Source organism: Emticicia soli (assembly GCF_037860775.1).
Lineage (GTDB): Bacteria > Bacteroidota > Bacteroidia > Cytophagales > Spirosomataceae > Emticicia > Emticicia soli.
This window is the reverse complement of record NZ_JBBEWC010000001.1, coordinates 36365-54745: the sequence shown is the minus strand read 5'-3', so window position 1 is coordinate 54745 and position 18381 is coordinate 36365. Positions and strand designations below refer to the sequence as shown.

The following is an 18381-nucleotide window of genomic DNA, read 5'->3' as shown; positions in this document are numbered from 1 at the left end:
ATTTAAACGAAAAACCCCCAACCTCAAGAGATCAGGGGTATTTATGGCATATTGTTTATTTTTCTGATGACATCGACACCGGCGCATCTTCTTGCTTAGCGCCCCAGTTTTTATTAGGGCTTTGCCCCATATTTAAGGTGAGTTTGCCACCATTTACAACATCCTGATGCATTACCCAAGGTCTGCTAAGTGCTTGACCATTTAACTGTGCTGATTGGATATACACATTATCTGCCGAATTTTTGGGCGCTTCAATCACAAAAGCCTTGCCTTTATAATATTTCGGATTCAGATGGAAAGTTATCTTATTAAACAGAGGGCTGCTGATTTCATAATAAGGCTTTGGCGTAGTACCACCGCTGGTAGAGAATATACCAGTTTTTAGTAAAACTGCCAGGCTACCCATTAAGCCTTGGTCTTCGTCTCCGCTATAACCAAAGTCGGGCGACATATCGCTATAAACTTTGTCGATAATCTGGCGTGTCCAGTATTGGGTCAACCACGGAGAACCCGAGAAATTAAACAAAAATGGTGTTTGCATACAAGGCTGATTACCATAATTGATATAAACCTTGCGATATTGTTCCAATGTCTCTTTATCGTGCGATTTACCTGAAACAAAATCATGCTTTTGTGCTTTTTCGAACGAAGAGTTGAGTTTGGTAGTAAAAGCCTCACGACCTCCCATAAGGTTTATTAATCCTTGAATATCGTGTGGTACAAACCATGTATATTGTGCGGCGTTGCCTTCTTCCCAGCCGTTGTCGTAGCGCAGTATATCAACAGGTTCTCCCCATTTTCCGTCGAGCGTTCTGTTCCACATCCAGCCTATTTCAGGGTTCCAGATGTTTTTATAGTTTTCGGCACGCTTCATAAATAGATTATAATCGTCGGTTTTGCCCAAAGATTTTGCCATTTGCGCCAGCGTATAATCCTGATAGGCGTATTCTAATGTTTGTGTTGAGCCATCTTGGTGAAAGCCATATTTGATATTGGTAAGCGGATGCGGCACGTAACCTCTATCGATATAATACTCAATACCACCACCTTTAAAGGTCTTGTGCTCGTAGCCTGCCTTGCTCATCATGCCACCCGGGAAATGGTTTTTTCGCATACCTTCATAGGCTTTGTTAATATCAAAACCACGTATGCCTTTCAGATACGCACTTACAATGAATGGGGTAGCAGGTGCTCCCGACATCACAGATGTATAATTTCCTCCGGCCGGGCCACGTGGTATTAGTCCGCCATCTTCATACATCAGCAACATCGAATTGACGAACGATTCTGTTACCTCAGGATAAACCAGATGCCAAAGTGTATTTAATGACCATTGCGCACCCCAAAGGGCATCAAAATTATGATGGTTAAATTTAGGCTTCCCATCAGCTCCCAACGGAATTTGTTTAATTCTACGTTCAGTGCCTGTCATGTCTGAATACTTTCCGTTTACATCAGAAATGATTCGGCGTCCTAAAAGCCCATGCCATAAATCGGTGTAGAAGCGACTTTGTTCTTTTTGCGTGCCACCTTCTATTTCAATGCGACTCAGCCAGTTGTTCCAGTCGTTTTGGCTTTCGTTTACAGTTTTTTCAAAATCCCAATGAGCCAGTTCTGATTTAAGATTCAGCCGGGCTTGTTCTTCACTTACATAAGAAATGGCCACTTTCATTTTACGAACTTCTCCTTGAGCAGTTTTAAAACCAACATATACGCCAGTCTTTTCTCCCTCCATTGAATCGCCTATTTTTTCTAATTCCCCTTTTCGCCAGCCCTTGAAAGTATCAAAAGGTTTATCAAATACAGCCACGAAGAAAACCGTTAAGGTTTTAGGGCGGCGCACAGTCGGAGCCATGATGGCGTAGCCTTCAAGCTCTTTGTTACTAACTTTCTTTACGTAGCCTTTCTGGGTATCTGATGGCCCCAGAAAAGTTGCAAAATCAAAAAGAATATTACTTTGTGCCGATTTTGGGAAAGTATATTTATGAAAACCCACACGTGTGGTTGAGGTGAGTTCGGCAGTTATGTTATAGGCATCTAAAGTAATTTTATGATAGCCTGGTTTAACAATCTCATTATTGTGCGAGAAAGCCGACCCATAACTTTTATTACCTAAATGTCCTTTAAAATCTCCGGTTGTTGGCATTACAGGTATGCCTGATAATTGCCAGCCGTGCACGTGGCTAAAACACTTGATACTGTCGGAGTGGTAACGATACCCCGAGCCCCAGTCAGAATTTATGCCTGTGTCAGGGCTTAAATTAACCATTCCGAATGGTCGAGAAGCTGAATTAAAAAAGAACCATCTCGAATTTGCCGTATCAATCCACGGATTTACCATATCGACAGGGCGTGCTTTTTGCGAAAAAGAGGTCTTGATTATAAAAACACTAATCAGAAACGAAAGAATATACTTCACTTTACTCATGCTTATAAATTTTATTCATGTAATTATTTGCCTAACCATGTTAGTTGACTCCAATGTGTAGGCCCATCGTTGGCCTGTATTTTGCCTTTTGTGCTTCGGCCTTCTTGTATATGTTTAGTTAGCAAATCTGTTAATTCTTTCACAATTTTGGGGTGTTCGGCATATACATTTCGGGTTTCAGCTATATCATTTTTGAGGTTGTAGAGTTGTATTGGCGGAAGCCCCCTGGCATCTTCGCTATCAGCTTTAGGTTTGCCGTTTCCACCCGAATGCGAGCACATAATCAGTTTCCAATGGCCTTTTCTAATGGCAAAAAAGCCATTGGAAGAATGATGAATAACCGAAGCCCTTTGCTCAAAATTAGATTTTTTATTGGTTATTTCGCCCAAGAAACTATAGCTGTCTTCGGCAGTATCATCTGTCGGTTGAGCATTGTTCAGTTCGGCCACTGTTCTGAAAAAATCGGTGCTACACAGTAGTTTGTCTGATACTTTACCTTTTTTTATAACATTGCCCCAAGAAACGATAAAAGGTACTCGATGTCCACCCTCAAAAATATCGGTTTTCAGACCCCTGTAATCAATCGATGGATTGTGCCCTTTAGATAATTGCGCTTGCAGATTGGCCGAATTGGCAAAGCCGTTGTCAGAAGTGAAAACGATTATGGTATTATCATAAATACCGTTTTTCTTGAGCGTAGCAACAATTTGTTTTACTACGTCGTCTACCATTAAAACAAAGTCTCCGTATGGCGAAACCTTACTCTTACCTAAAAACTCGCCAATAGGTAAAATAGGTGTATGCGGTGCTGCTAACGGAAAATACAAGAAGAATGGCTTGTCTTTATTGGCATTTTGGTTGATAAAACTCAGTGCTTTTTCGGTAAACTTACCTATTACTTCTTCTGGCTTGAAATCGGGTGCACTAAGCCCTGCCCTGAATAACTCAATGCCTTTTCGGCCCTCACAACTATCTTTAGGAATAGCTGTGCAAAAGCCATTTTCTACATAGGCATAAGGCGGCATATCGAGCGATGCCGGAATACAGAATGAGTAATCGAAGCCATTGCCGTTTGGGCCATTGCTCACTTGTTTCGAAAAATCTACTTTTGTTGGCCCTTCTTCAATGTTGCCCCAGTTCCAACCCAAGTGCCATTTACCAACTATGCCTGTTTTATAGCCTTGTTTTTGTAGGAACGATGCCACCGTTTCTCGTTTAGGGTCAATTAAAGGGGTATCATAACCATGTAAAACTCCTTTTTTCATGGTTGTTCGCCAATTATACCGTCCTGTCATAATTCCATAACGGGTGGGCGTACATACCGATGATGTTGTGTGAGCATCAGTAAACTTAACTCCACATTTGGCAAGATTGTCGATATTTTCGGTTTGTATTTTTCCATTCGGATTGTAAGCAGAAACATCTCCGATACCTAAATCATCAGCTAATATATAAATGATATTGGGCTTTTGGGCAAATCCCACTGTGAGCATTTGCCAACAAATGAGTATAGTTAATAAATATTTCTTCTTCATTGTTAAAACTGTTTATAATCAAGTTTACTTTAATTCAAATGTATAAGTGCCCGATTTTGCATCGGTCATTACAAAATAGCCGTCTTTTTTAGGCAAAGTACGGCGTTGACCATTGATACTTAGGTTAGGCTTTTTGTCGTCAAAGGGTATGTATATTTGTGCTTTTGTTGCTCCCGGCACTACAACTTCCATAATGGTAGAAGTGGCGTCTTTTTTGAACAAAACTAAAATAGCCCCTTTGATAGTTGGCGTTTTAAGATTGGCAAAGGTCAATCTGCCGAGTTGAGGCTTAACCTGAAAAGTTTCAAAGCCAGGGCTTAAAGGCTCAACTCCCATGAGTTTTTTTACAATGATATTGGCAGGCGCAGCGCCCCATGCATGATTCAAATCAAGGTTCGGTTTATATACTTTATCCCATGCTTCTAGCGTAATGGTTGAACCTACCCGAATCATGTTATACCAGCTTCGTTGAGCAGTTGACGAAAGCAATTCAAGGGCGTAGTCTGCTTCTTTGGCTTCGTACAAAGCTTCCATAAGAAACTGAGCGCCATACACGCTACAAGCCATTTTTCGGCTTTTTATAAATTGTACTACTTTGTTTACATCTTTTTCAGGAATGAGCCCAAATGCCAAGGCAAACATATTGGCGTGCAGAGAAGTATGATTGGTACTGTCGCCGTCTTTTATGAGCCTTGAAGCAGGGTCTTGAAACGTTTTCAGGAAAGAGCTATACACTACTTTGGCTTTTGCTGCGTAAGTAAGCGCATCTGCTTTATTACCTACAACATTAGCTATTTTTTGCATCAAAATCAGGTTTCGGTAGTAATAAGCATTAATAACCGCATTGTAGGTATTAAAAACAAAGCCATCACTTTCGCCTTTATATTCTTTTTCGTTACCGATATAGTCTCCTGTTTGGGGCCAATCTACATTATCATGCAAACCCCGCCTTTTGTCGAAAGTTTTGGTGATATGAATGCTTTTCAGAAACTCATCAGTTTGCTTATTGGTGCGGGTACTTATTAAACCATCTTTGCCTGCCAATGGTATTAACATTTTGTTTTGCAGGTCTTTGTAGTATTTTTTTAGTAAGGTTGGTTCTCCGGTATATAGATAATCATTCCAAGCCATTAATACATTTTGCAAACTCCATTCAGTAGGCCAGGTCGGATTATAAATCAGGTAATCCATAGTGCGTCGCCCGATACTATATTCTGCATCTACTGCATAATGCGATAGCTGATTAATAAGTGCATCGGCTTCATAAGGAATTCGTTCACGGTCTCCATCAACATAATAACCCATAAAACTCGTGGCTTTCATGGAGTATTTACATAAATCCCAAACCTGATTAAGTACTGTATCGCTCGATACAAAACGTGAGGCGTTTTCATCGAAAGGATAAAAGACAATCTTTCTCTTGACAGATTGTTTATCAATAGTGCCTTCAAAATTATGGATGGCTACGTATCTGAAAGGGTAAACCTCGCCAATATAATCAGGCATTAAAATCGGATTACGGCTATTACGTTTCTCATTTGCAGGCCAAGTAATTGGATAATCATGCGTGCCTGATTTAAGCAAAAGAGGAATTTTCAGGTAACGAATATTACGGCCAGGGTTTTTATGAATAACATTTGGACGTTCTATCGATTCCCCAACTTCAATCCAGATAAAATCATTTTTAGGACTCGTTAAACGAAGTATCAATTGCCCCAAGGCATCTTTCCCAAAATCCAGAAAGTATGCATTTGGGCTTGTTTTTGTAATCTGAACAGCTTCCTGAATCTCGGCCGATAGGGGATGATGAGCAAAAGGTTGAGCTTTATTGGGTTCGTCCAGATAAAAAGCGGATACTTCTGAGAATCCCGAACTTTGGCCTTTATCATCCCATATTTGTACTTTCCAATAGTAAATATTGCCCGATTCTAAAGCCTTTCCACGATAAACCGCTTTGTTTTTGTTCGAATTAACTTTTTTAGAGTCCCAGAAATCAGCTTTGTTCTGTTTCAATAATTCTTTGTCTGAAGCAAGAAGAAGTCTATAAGCCGATATTTTACTCACCGAGTTATCTAGCTCCCAACTGAAATGCGGTTGCTTTTTACTTACAAAGGCAAACTGTAAGTGTTGTTTTTGCTTAATGGCCGACTCGAGAGGCTCATGGCTGAGAATACCACTCTTATACACTTTATGGGTATTGAGTAGCAAGTCGCAGCGCAACCGAAACGGTGCCTGACTTTTTGATTCAAAAACCATTAAAGAGAAAAGTATTCCTAAAAGCGTATGCTTCATAATTATGAACTAAAATGGATTGATATAGGGTGCTTTCACACCCTTAATTTATACCTTCGGAAAAACAAACCCATTATGATAGGTTGGTTTTATTAAAGCATTTGCGGTTTTGTTATCGAATTTTCCTTTGGCGGCATCCCAATTAATCTTCCCTCTGCTACGCAACGAAATATTACCCATGTGTGCATTGAGGGCTACTGTAGCTCCTGTATGAATCGGGCAAGCCAGTTGGTCTAGTTTACCGTTTTTCATTACCTCAACAAAATTCTGAATGTGTAAATCCATGCCAATATCCGATTTCTCGATGAATGGCACTGCCTCCATTCTAAAGCCTTGTCCTTCTCTTTCGGGTATTACTTCCCAACCCGTGCGGCTTACAACCAAAGTGCCTTTAGTGCCTATAAATGCAATACCGTGCCCACGGCCATATTGCCCTGCACCAGTGCCCATATAATGCTCCCAAGTGTTTGTAAAATTACCATAATCATACATTACATTTATGTAATCGGGCGTTTCGCGGGCATCATTGGTAAGAATGCGTTTTCCTCCGACAGATGAAACTGAAAGCGGTTCTTTTGCATTCATTCCCCAAAGCATAATGTCTAGTAAGTGAACACCCCAGTCGCACATCAAACCTCCGGCGTAATCCCAGAACCAACGGAACTCATAATGAAAACGATTGCTATTAAATGGGCGTTTAGCTGCCGGGCCAAGCCATAAGTCATAGTCTACTCCGGCAGGGGTTGCGCTGTTAGGAACTGCCGCTAATGGTGTTGTGCCACGATACATCCAGGTTTTAGTGTTAATAATTGTGCCTAGCTTACCCGAGTGTACAAAAGCTACAGCATCTTTAAAGTGCTTCTGGCTGCGTTGCCACTGGTTTACCTGTACCACTTTGCCCGATGCTTCAACAGCACGCACCATTGCTTTTGCCTCACCAATCGAATTGGCTATTGGTTTTTCAACATATACGTGTTTGCCTGCCGAAAGCGAGTCAACCAATTGCAAGCAATGCCAATGGTCGGGGGTAGCAACTATTATCACATCAAGATTTTTGTCTTCCAGCATTTTGCGGTAGTCTTTATATACCGTAAGATTCGGGAATCCGGCTTTACTTAAATCCGCCTTGCGCTTGGCTATCTGGTCTTCGTCTACATCACAAATCGCTACGAGGTTTATTTCACTTAGTTTCAAAAACGCTCTTATATTGTTGAAGCCTTGATTTTTTACGCCAATCAATCCTACATTGATTCTATCGCTTGGGGCAACTTTTTTTCTGATTGAGGCAAGTACTTCTAATGGCAACAATTCTATTAGCCCCAAGCCGCCAATAGCTGTGGCTGTATTTTTTATGAAATTTCTACGAGAGCTCATATATTTAAATTTTAGGGTTGAATAAATTATTTTTCAGGTATGATTTCTACTACAGGTTTGGTTGTATCCCAATTGGCAGGAATTTCATAAACTACTTTATAGAAATAAGGTATATCGTCGGCAATGGCATACTTCTTTTCTGCATTTTGTTGATAAACCTGTTCTATCTGGCTTACTTTCAGCAAGGTTTTGGTAATTAGCTTTATGCCCGGTAAAGCCCACACTTGTTTGGTGAAAGTTTCTTTTGGTGTATTGGGTGCATAAATAAGCACTTCAAGGCTTGAAGAAACCATAGTATTGGTATATACAGACATAACATTTTCAGTTACTTTCATATTCGTGTTTCCATCTCCTAAAATTGCTAACCAGCCTATATTACCGTTTGGCATTTGCCAGTGGATAGCTCCTGTTTTTATTTGTTCCCAAACTCTTTTGTTGCCCCATAGGCCGCCCATCATCCAGTCTTTTTTTATGCTAGCACTTACTTTTTTAATACTATCTCCTTTATAATTGTTGGGTACATCTCGGCTGACGAACTGTGATTTTGAGAACGATTGCAGGGCTTTTAAATCATTTGCCGGAATTGCCAATCCCAGATTAAGAATAGTAGGAAGGTTGCTCATTTCACCATATTTAGGGCCTTTTTCAGGAGGTAGGGGGGCCAGACTCTGCTTGTCTAAGGCTAGGGCAATCCAGATACCTGTTATAGAAAAATACTTGGTCATGTCTATGCCGTAGCCTCTGAAATGAGGCCCAGGCATATTTTTAAGGGTAGGGTTATAAAAGGTAACGATTTCGTGCCAGAAGTCTTTTTCGAGGGCTTTGCCCATGGTTTGTAATTCTTCTGAAAAAGCCATTTCTCGCCATAGTGCAAGCCCAATGAGGCTTACCCCATAGTAGGTCGGAGAATTATATTCGCTGAATGTTTTGTTGGTTTGATACAACCTGAAAATTTCGTGTGCTTTAGCAATGCCTGCGTTTTTGAGGTATTCTATACCAAATGCTGTGCCTACATACTCCATCAGGAAAGCACTCATAATAGAGATATTTGTGTAGTCGGCACCAACATTTCTTTTGAAAGCACCTTTAGCGGCATGGATAAGACTCAGATCGATTTCGGCTATAAGTGATTTCGGTAAAAGATGACCGAATTTATGGCGGATAATTATTAAATCACAACCAATAAATTCACGCCAGTTTTGGTCAAACCTATCTTGCAGTACAGAGGTTTTCCAGATGCCATAAAGCTTCGAACTTTCATCCTGATATTGATTTTTTAGAATCCACTGTAAAATAGCTGTGGCGTTTTCTTTATCTCCCTTGGTATTTCTGAATAATAGAGCTTGGGCTACACGTGTTTTTGTTCTTAAACTTGCTTCATTGGTTAAAGTATTTTCAATGCTGAGTCCTTCAGGTATTTCGTTTTCAAGAAAAGTATTAAAAAGCTTTTTTTGATAAACTGATAAAGTTGGGTATGTGTATTTTTGTGTAAATACACTAGCAGATTGCTGGGCTTTTGCTGACGAAAAACCCAATAACCCAAGTATTATTGCTAGCTTAATTATAAGTTGTTTTTGCATTGATTTAGGTTTATATGCTTATAATTAGTAGTTCTATTTTGTTGCCGGAAATAGACGTAAGAAAACTACACCATGATGGCGTATTTCGGTTTTAAAAAATTGACTGAAAGTACCTATATCTTTTTGCCGCCATACATCACGAATAATATATTTGCCTTTCAGTCCGATTTTGTTGAGCTCGAGCTTAAAAGGTTTAGACTTTTGGTTCCCCCAATGAAAATAAGACTGTGGGGTTTTACCAAAATTATCAGTATTAAACAATCCGATTGCATAAGAGCCATCTTGTAGTGTTTTTTGCCATACCTCAACCCCATTTTCATTCAATACCAAGCGTCCGCTTTTACCTAAAGGGTCTTGATTAATCTCTATTACCTCATCGTTCGACAATAAATTGAGTGTGAAATCGTCTAATTGCTCTATAGGGCAGCCAATTAATAAAGGTGCAGCTAAAAGACTAAAAAGGCTTACATGACTGTATTGTTCATCGGGTGTAAGACGGGTGTCATGCATAACAGAACCAATAGCTACCTTGCCAACAATCATCATGTCAGGGTCTGCCCAATGTCCCGGACCTGTAAACGGAGCCCATTTATCAAGCGAAAAAGAAGTAAGGTAAAGGCTGGTCCAACTGTCTTTAATATCGGGGCCTGTTCTATACATATTAGAAGTTCTTACCCAATCATTTACTTTTTCGAAGGGAGCATTGTTAGATAAACTAAAGACAATATCCCGCCCCGACTGCTTTAGGGCATTACTCATTCGTTCAGCCGAATTTACATCAATCCGCCAGTCGTATTTCAGAAAATCAGTACCCCATTCAGCCATTTGCCTGGCATCAATTTCTTCAAATCTGTATTTGGCGATTCTATTAAACGAGCGCCTGTTTACGATAATTGATTCGTGGGTTTCTCCTCCTTTTTCGTAATCAGAAGAAGCTCCAACATACCCACCATAGCTTGAAATATAAGGCGTAGAATACAAACCAACTTTTAACCCAAGCGAATGAATGTAGTCAAAAAGTCCTTTCATGTCAGGGAATTTATCGTTTGGTTGAAGCGCATAATCGGCGCCACCTCGTTTCCCCTGCCAGGCATCATCAATATTAATGTAAGTCCAGCCATGGTCTTTTAAGCCTGTTTTTACCATAGCTTCGGCCGAAGCCATAACTTTTTCTCTATCAATATGTGATTCCCAGCTATTCCAGCCATTCCAACCAATAGGAGGTGTGAGCGCAATAGTGTCTCCAATCTGTATAATTAATTCTTTTGTTGCTTCACCAAGTGCATTCTGAGCTCTAAGTAGGGTTTTATATGTGCCTTTGTTACTGATACTACCACTTATTATGCCTGTTTGGACATCGACTGTTAAGCCTTCAGGCAAGTTATCTACCGAAAAACGGATGGGTTTCTGGCCAGTAGCTGCAATAGTGTATAGAAACGGATTGTTAGGTGTTGCACCAAACAATTTCGCTGAGTTAATTCTAGGCTTTGCTGATGGTTTTGGGGTTAAAATGTACTTCTTGTCGGTATTTGTTACATATTGTGGCTTGTTATTGCCAATCATTTCCAGTTGGGCGTTTATCCAGTTACAATACGTTCTTTTATTGTTTATCCCTCCAACTTTGTCTGTTACCAGAAGCCCTAGCTGCTTAATACCTGTTAAGTTTACGTCAACCTGCAAAGGGGCATCTCCGATGCTCATTTCAGGGCTTTGAAAGAGTACTTTTCCGTCACCTAATACATAAAAAGTAAGAGGGATTTCTTTATTCCCTTGGTCGTCGACACCAATTAACGCTGAAAATTTTTTAGCTTTTCCGTTTAATAAAAAAGCTAATACGCAGGGAGATTGCGCCCCCAAGCCACGTGAAAATCTTTGTCCATTGATACGCAAAGTATCAATAGCATAGTTTTTCTTGGCCTGAACGGGGCGAATTCCTTCGGAGTATGACTGTATGGGCAAATCATCGAGCCAGACTGTTTTACTTGTCTGAGCTGATACCCCCAATGACAGAATTATAAAAATAGTGCTTAGATACTTATTTAATTTATGCATGGTTTTGCTATTTTACTTTACAGGAAATACCTTTAATAGTATTACGCCGTGATGATTAATAGTAGTCTGAAAGGATTTATCGAAAATGCCCAAGTCTTTTTGTTGCCATGCATCACGGAGTTTGTATTTGCCCTTTAGTCCGATTCTGTTAAATTCAAGCGCATAATTGATGGGCTGTTCGTCGCCCCACCGAAAATAAGACTGAGGTGTTTTACCGAATTCGGCAATATTGAAAATTCCAAGAGCAAAAGAGCCGTCTTCTAATGGCTTGAGCCAGATTTGCACGCCGTTTTCTGCTGATACCAAGCGAGCAGATTTACCTAGTGGGTCTTGATTGATTTCAATTACCTCATCGTTTGTAAGCAGGTTTAGTGTAAAGGCATCTAATTGTTCAATCGGGCAGCCAATTAACAGAGGGGCAGCTAATAGGCTGAAGAGGCTTACATGGCTGTATTGCTCATCAGGCGTTAGGCGGGTAGGGTGTAGAGCCGAGCCAGTGGTAACATTTCCCAGAATCATCATGTCGGGGTCTAGCCAATGCCCACGGCCACCAAAAGGTGCCCATTTATCTAAAGTAAAAGCCGAGTGATAGAGGCTCAACCAACTGTCACGAATGTCAGGCCCTGTTCTGAATGTGTTGGTTAATCGTGCCCAATCGCTGGCATGCGAAAAAGGTGCTGAGTTTGAAATGCTGTAAACAATATCTCTGCCTGAGTTTTTTAGTGCAACCGACATTCGCTCGGCTGCATTTACATCAATCCGCCAGTCGTATTTCAGGTAATCAACACCCCAGGCAGCCATTTGATGTGCGTCGTTTTGCTCAAATCTATATTTGCCAATATAGCGGAATGCCCTTTTATTATTGATGATTGAATCGGTAATCTTGCCATTTTCAAAATCAGAAGAACCACCAATATAACCAGCATAGCTTGTAATCATAGGTGTAGAATACACGCCAACCTTTAAGCCGAGGCCATGAATGTAGTCTACCATCTCTTTAAATTTAGGGAATTTTTCGTTGGGCTGAATAGCATTAAGCGTGCCGCCTCTTTGCCCTTGCCAGGCATCATCTATATTAATGTATGTCCAGCCATGTTGGCTTAAGCCCATTTTTACCATGGCATCAGCCGAGGCTATTACTTTTGCTCGGTCAATATTTTTTGCCCAACTATTCCAGCCATTCCATCCGATTGGGGGAGTAAGTGCAATGGTATCACCAACTATTATTCTAAGTTCTTTTTGTGCTTCACCAACAGCGTTTTTAGCCTTAAGATTTACCTTATAAGTGCCCTTTTGCCCAAGTTGGCCAGTGATAATTCCGGTTTTGGGATTTACTGAAAGACCTTCAGGCAGGTTTTCGACTGTAAAATAGATAGGTTGCTCACCACTTGCGGCAATCGTATATAAAAACGGATTTCCGGGGCGCACACCAAATATTTTGGCTGAATTGATTTTAGGCTTTTTATCAGGTAGAGGTGTCAGAATATACTTTTCGTTACTATTAGGTAAGGTTTGCGGAAGTGCATTGTCTTTCATCTTGAATTTTGCATTGGCCCAATTAGAATATGTTTTATTTATATCCATATCAACCAATACCAATAAGCCTAATTGTTTTATACCCTGCACATTTAGGTTTACATCTTTAGGAGTATCGCCCCATCGCATTTCGCCGCTCTCAAATAATATTTTCTTATCGCCTATTACATAAAATTTATGTGGCAAATTCTTTATACCCCGGTCGTCTACGCCAACTGTCGCCGAAAACTCGGTAGCCATGCCGTTTAGGTAAAATGCAAGTACACTAGTAGAATTTACACCTACGCCATGTATATAATAAATACCTTTGATTTTCATAGAATCGCCTGCTGCATTTGTTTTAGGAAGTACAGCCGGAATGCCCTCTGAAAATGATTTAATTGGTAAATCATCTAGCCAGACGTCTTTTGTTTTTTGCGCAACAATACCTGTGTTTAGCAAAGCCAACACACATAGTAAAACTATTTTTTTGTTCATAATAGGGTTGAATATTTGTGCCTGATGTCAGGAGAAACGTATCGTATGTTTAAACGGAGTAAAACCTGTCAGGTAAACGCTTGGGGCATCTAAAGCAGGTAGTGCCCCACGTAGCTGAATATTTTTGTGCTCGATTCGGCCTGATGAAAAATTGATGGTATCATTGCCTACCGAATAAGAGCCTTTCTGCTCTGAAAAAAGATAAGCGTTGGCATTTGTCGGATGTTTGGCTACTCCTGTGAAATTACCGCCTGCCCTGAAAATCAATTCAAGTGAAACAGGTACCTCATCGGTTCCGCTTATGTCTATTTCTACTTCAATGCCATTATTCACCTCCCGAATTTTTACGGTGGTATCAAGCTGCTGAACCTCGCTTTGTTTGCGTAATGTGCGAGGCATTTTGTCCAAATCACCATCGGGCGAAATTTTGTCTTTATCTAATGGCTGATAATAGGGGCCTTCAAGGTGCTTTTTCAATACCCAAGTATTGCCTGTTTGTTCAATTTTTTCAGATTGAAACTGACCTTTGCCGAAGAACGAAGCCGCTACACGCATAGCTTGTAAAACGGCATTGCCCTTATGGAAAGTGAGCCATCCCGGGTTGTTAGATAGAATAGTAGTATCCCAATTGTTTCTTCTGATTCTGACTAAACCCGAGTACGGAAACGCTTTTGCATAGCTTGTAGGCAGAGGTTTATCTGCCGGGAGGCTTCGCCATAGGCTAGGGTCTTCCAGAAAATAGTCCAGATACGTTGCTAGTTGTTCTTTGGTACTTGTTCTTTCAATTTGGCGGCACATGGCGGCCATTTCACCATTGTTTTTTTGTAAGGCCATAAAGCGGTAGCAATAGTAGTATTTAGACATATTGCCGATTGTGCCTTTGTCTTGGCGATTAGAGGCCTCAGTAACAACCTCACCGTTGGGGTGCACGTAATAGAGTGTCATCTCAAGGTTTTTTAGAACGGGTTCTAATAATTCAGGTTTACCGAGACCTCTCGCCATGATTATCAACGAGCGGTTAACGATTGGTGAATAACTGTTGGTGCTTTTTTCGGTGTATTGCCCATCGGGGTCAATATCTATATGTTCAGCTAACCATTGGTCTATGCGATTAAGATAGCGTTTGTCAGGAAACAGTTCGTTTAGTTTAGTGAGTGCCGCCGAAACTACCCAACGGTGGTTGGGTGTATGAATACCACCCACAATGAGCCCTTCGCCTGCTTTTTTTATAAAAGTTTCTAATGCTGACAAGGCTTTTTCGGTGCCTTTAAGTGGCAATTGTTTCAGAGACTTATAGGCCGGAACTATGTTTTCTAAAATAAAAGCGGTGTCGGGCGTTGAATGGAAATTGGTAGCTAGCAAATCAATAGTGCCATCGCTATGCTGAAACTTAAGCATGGCATTAGCCGCTTCTTCGACTTCTTTTAATAGGTCTTTTGATTGGTAATAGACTGATTCAGGACAAAACATGAGCATACATGCTTTAAGAATAAAGCTACTCGTTGTATGCGGGTTTGGTATTTCTACGTGGTCGGTATAGCCACCAAAATACTTATTTGCAGTACTGGTAACTTTCAACGACTTGAAGCCGGGTAATTGTTGCTCGTTTATTTTTATCCATTCTACAAGCCAATCAGGCTTGGTTGAAACATTTGTGGAATAAGCCTTAAGATTTAAGAAAGGTACTGAACAAACCGAAAGTATGCCTGTATTTACAAATGTGCGTCGTTTCATAGTAGGGTAATAAGTCAAAAAGAGTTTGCTGACAAAGTTGATGTACCTAGTTTTAAAATTCTCTTATTTTAATACTTCTGAAATGCACTTCGTTGCCGTGGTCTTGTAATAGAATATGCCCTGCATTGGCTTGTGCAAAATTCGGATAGGTAACGTATTTGCTTTTGGCAACCAAGTTGCGGAAAATCTGAGAGTAGCGGTCATATTCTATCGCCTTAAGGTTATTGAGCCAGTGCTCTACATGACCGTTTCTTGATACAATTCGCAACTTATTCCATTTCCCTGGCGGATTCATGCGTTTGTCTTTTGTCCCTTCCGAGAGATTTTCAGACGTCATAAGGTCATACAACGATGCCGTTGTTCTGTTGCCATTTACCCCAGCTTTAGCATCGGGGTGTTCTTTATCGTCCAGAAGCTGAAATTCAGGGCCTAAACCTGTACCCTCTTTGCGTTTTGGGTCGTCTGCTACAAAGTATTTTACACCACTATTAGCCCCTGTGCCCAGCTTAAAGTCTAATTCGAGCTCAAAGTCTGAAAACTCCTGTGCTGTTTGTATGTCTCCGCCTTTGCGTACACTGTCTTTTTTAGAGCCTAATACTTTTAGTACGCCATCTTCCATCAGCCAGCCTTCTTTCGGGAAAGATTTTCCGTTGGCTATTGTCCATCCGGTAGATGTTTTGCCGTCCCAGAGTAATCTCCAGCCTTTTCGTATTTCACTTTCTGAAAGCTGATTAGGCAGGTAATTTATTTCGGGTGCTTCTTGGCCGCCTTTCCATACTACATCTTTCAGGTTTTCGGTGGCTATTCTGATGTTTCTCCATTGCACAGTTAAGCCCTCTTGTGCTGCTGTTTTTATCTTATGCACTTGTAGCGCTATAATACCTTTTGCTGTTTGAGAGTCGAGCAGGTTTGTGCATGGTACACCATTTACCCAGGTTTTGATAGTATTGCCGATGGCTTCTATATGATATTTGTTCCACTGCCCGTTTCTGAATGCTTTTTGTCCTTGCGGATTAAGTGATAGCGGATATAACCAACCATCGCGCGACTCATCAAAAATACCCCCACTCCATGCACGTGGAGACGTGTCAATCTCAACCTGATAGCCATGCACACGGCCATTCATAATGGATGGGTCGGCTATGCTTCTTATCTGGATTCCTGAGTTTAAACCCACATCAATTTTGGCTTCAAGTTCCAGCACAAAATCGCCGTATAGTTGTTCGGTACAAAGAAAAGAGTTAGCGGTGTTTTGACGAGATACGCCAACAATAGTCTGGTTTTCTATTTTGTATTCGGCTTCTCCGTTTCGTCTTATCCAACCTTTCAAATCTTTTCCATTAAAAAGGTCTTTCCATTGCGCTTCTGCGCCAAAGCTTAGAAATAGCATTCCGAAGAATGCTATTTTACGTGAATTTATCATAGTGGTTAGGTTGAATGAATGTTTTCAAAGAGAGACAAGAAACGGCGTTCCTTCTCTCTCTGAAATAAGATGGTTTGCTATTAATAGCCTGCGTTTTGCGACATTCGAGGGAAAGAAAGATCTATTTCAGATTGAGGGATAGGTCTTAAATTATGTATGTTGCTTATTGATTGGCCTTTTACCCAAGGGTTATATTTTTTTACACGCTCAACCAGTTTTCCGGTTCTTTTCAAATCAAACCAGCGGCCATATTCACCCATTAGCTCACGTGCTCTTTCATCAAGAATCAAGTCAACAGTAATATTTGAAGCCGTAGCACGGTACGAAACCGCCTCTAAAGATTTCTGATTTTCAGGCGCTGCTGCACATTTAGGGTCAGTGCCTTGTTTTGTGCCTAAGGCACGGTCGAGCACTTTGTTGTAATAGATTTCGGCTGTGCCTAGTTTGCCACCTTTGGCACCTTTTACAATAGCCTCGGCAGCAATCAGGTAAGCCTCTGCCGAACGGAATACAGCTTCGTTGAATGTGCCGTATGCATCACCATTAGGAATACCCGGCTGCCAGAATTTCCACATAAGCGGAGCCTGAATGTTGAGGCCGGAGTTATCTATCGGATACCCGCCGCCATATTCATCGGTATTCACAACTGCATATTTTTTAGTGCCGCCTAAATCAACCCCTCTTTCCGCTATTGTTGTAGCCGGATTATTCCAAGGGCGGCAAAGTAATACGGTGTCGCCTACTGCAAAGTTAATTTTCAAATCAGGGTTGGTCAACGGAAGCGGTTTGTAATCTTTCACGGCTGAAAGCGAATAACCTACGCTTACAAAATTATGCGCATAACGTGAGTCATTTTGTGGGTCAAATAAGCGATAAGTAGCAGTATTTACCTGATGGATTCCCGTAGAACGGTTATAGTCAGTCGTACGGCCTTTGCTACCAATAAAGCCCTCGCCACTTGGCCCAAAACGTGAGTGTTGGTCGTTTCCTCCGGCTGCATCTTGTAGAAAAGCAGGGTCGGTTTTATTTGTCAATACATCAGAGTTGTATTGTACTGCAAAAATGATTTCCGGATTTTTATCATTCTGCGCACCTGTGTATTGTGTCAGCGGATTATCTGATCTCTTCGGGAACAAATCTTTGTAATTGGCTGCTAATGGATATGCCTCAATTATTTTATCGGCATACTGAAGTGCTAAATCGAAGTCGGCATTTGAGCCACCCAGCGAATTGTTGAAGTTCCAGCCTCTGGTAAGGTAAACCTTTGCTAATAAAAACTGCGCAGTACCTTTATTTATTCTCCCATAGTTTGAGGCCGTTACAGGTAATTTTGCCTCACATTCAAGCAAATCGGCAATGATTTGTTTGTAAACCTCGGCCGCCGCAACTCTTGGGAAATCTTTTTGAGGTGTATTAATCTCAGACAAAGGCATCGGAATATCGCCCCACTGCTGAACCGCATAGAAGAAACACAAGGCTCTTAAAAACTTCGCTTCCGAAACCCGGGTTTCTTTCAAGGCAGCAGCCATTGTAGTAATATCTTTAGAACGGGTAATAGCCGTATTGGTACGTGCTATTTCGGCATATAATAATTGCCACATGGTTTGAAGCTCAGGTAGCGTAGCATTAAAACGGGCATCGTACACATCAAACAAACTACTCGGCGTTTCTTTACCGTTTACTGCCGACGGATTCCAACCAGGCAATGAAGAGAAAATATCAGTGCCATTAAGTACTAGTATTCTGTTCTGATGAATGTTTCTCAACAAAGGGTAGCACGAGCGTATCAGGTCTTCAAAACCTTCTTCGGTTTTGTAATAAACATCAGTGGTAAGGGTTGTTTTTGGGTTTTCGTCCAGAAAAGAATCTTTACAACTCACCGAAACAAGTAACAAACTCGTGATAAGTAAAAATTTAGTTTTTGAATATATTGCTTTCATTGTCTTTCGA

10 protein-coding genes are annotated in these 18381 nt (G+C 40.9%); all 10 read right to left on the bottom strand.

Going from position 1 to position 18381, the window contains the following annotated elements:
* Positions 1-55 precede the first annotated feature (55 nt).
* On the bottom strand, positions 56-2428 hold the full coding sequence (locus tag WAE64_RS00200; protein ID WP_340233083.1) for a GH92 family glycosyl hydrolase: 2373 nt from the start codon (positions 2426-2428) through the stop codon (positions 56-58).
* Positions 2429-2451: 23 nt separating this feature from the next.
* Positions 2452-3963 (bottom strand): sulfatase family protein, encoded by a 1512-nt coding sequence (locus WAE64_RS00195; RefSeq protein WP_340233079.1) that lies wholly within the window; start codon positions 3961-3963, stop codon positions 2452-2454.
* 24 nt (positions 3964-3987) lie between these two features.
* A complete protein-coding gene (locus WAE64_RS00190) occupies positions 3988-6255 on the bottom strand; it encodes an alpha-L-rhamnosidase-related protein (protein ID WP_340233078.1) in 2268 nt (755 codons plus the stop codon).
* 48 nt (positions 6256-6303) lie between these two features.
* Positions 6304-7629, bottom strand: a complete 1326-nt coding sequence (locus WAE64_RS00185; RefSeq protein ID WP_340233077.1) for a Gfo/Idh/MocA family protein — start codon at positions 7627-7629, stop codon at positions 6304-6306.
* 26 nt (positions 7630-7655) lie between these two features.
* The gene (locus tag WAE64_RS00180) at positions 7656-9209 is read right to left on the bottom strand and encodes a hypothetical protein (RefSeq protein ID WP_340233075.1); all 1554 of its coding nucleotides are present in this window, start codon (positions 9207-9209) and stop codon (positions 7656-7658) included.
* 33 nt (positions 9210-9242) lie between these two features.
* A complete protein-coding gene (locus tag WAE64_RS00175) occupies positions 9243-11261 on the bottom strand; it encodes an NPCBM/NEW2 domain-containing protein (protein ID WP_340233073.1) in 2019 nt (672 codons plus the stop codon).
* 12 nt (positions 11262-11273) lie between these two features.
* On the bottom strand, positions 11274-13274 hold the full coding sequence (locus tag WAE64_RS00170; protein ID WP_340233070.1) for an NPCBM/NEW2 domain-containing protein: 2001 nt from the start codon (positions 13272-13274) through the stop codon (positions 11274-11276).
* Between the two features lie 27 nt (positions 13275-13301).
* Positions 13302-15008 carry a hypothetical protein gene (locus WAE64_RS00165; protein WP_340233068.1) on the bottom strand — a complete coding sequence of 569 codons (1707 nt, stop codon included), beginning with the start codon at positions 15006-15008 and terminating at the stop codon, positions 13302-13304.
* Positions 15009-15060: 52 nt separating this feature from the next.
* Entirely contained in the window at positions 15061-16431 is a 1371-nt protein-coding gene (locus WAE64_RS00160) for a 3-keto-disaccharide hydrolase (RefSeq protein ID WP_340233066.1), read from the bottom strand.
* 80 nt (positions 16432-16511) lie between these two features.
* Positions 16512-18371, bottom strand: a complete 1860-nt coding sequence (locus WAE64_RS00155) for a RagB/SusD family nutrient uptake outer membrane protein (protein ID WP_340233063.1) — start codon at positions 18369-18371, stop codon at positions 16512-16514.
* Positions 18372-18381 lie beyond the last annotated feature (10 nt).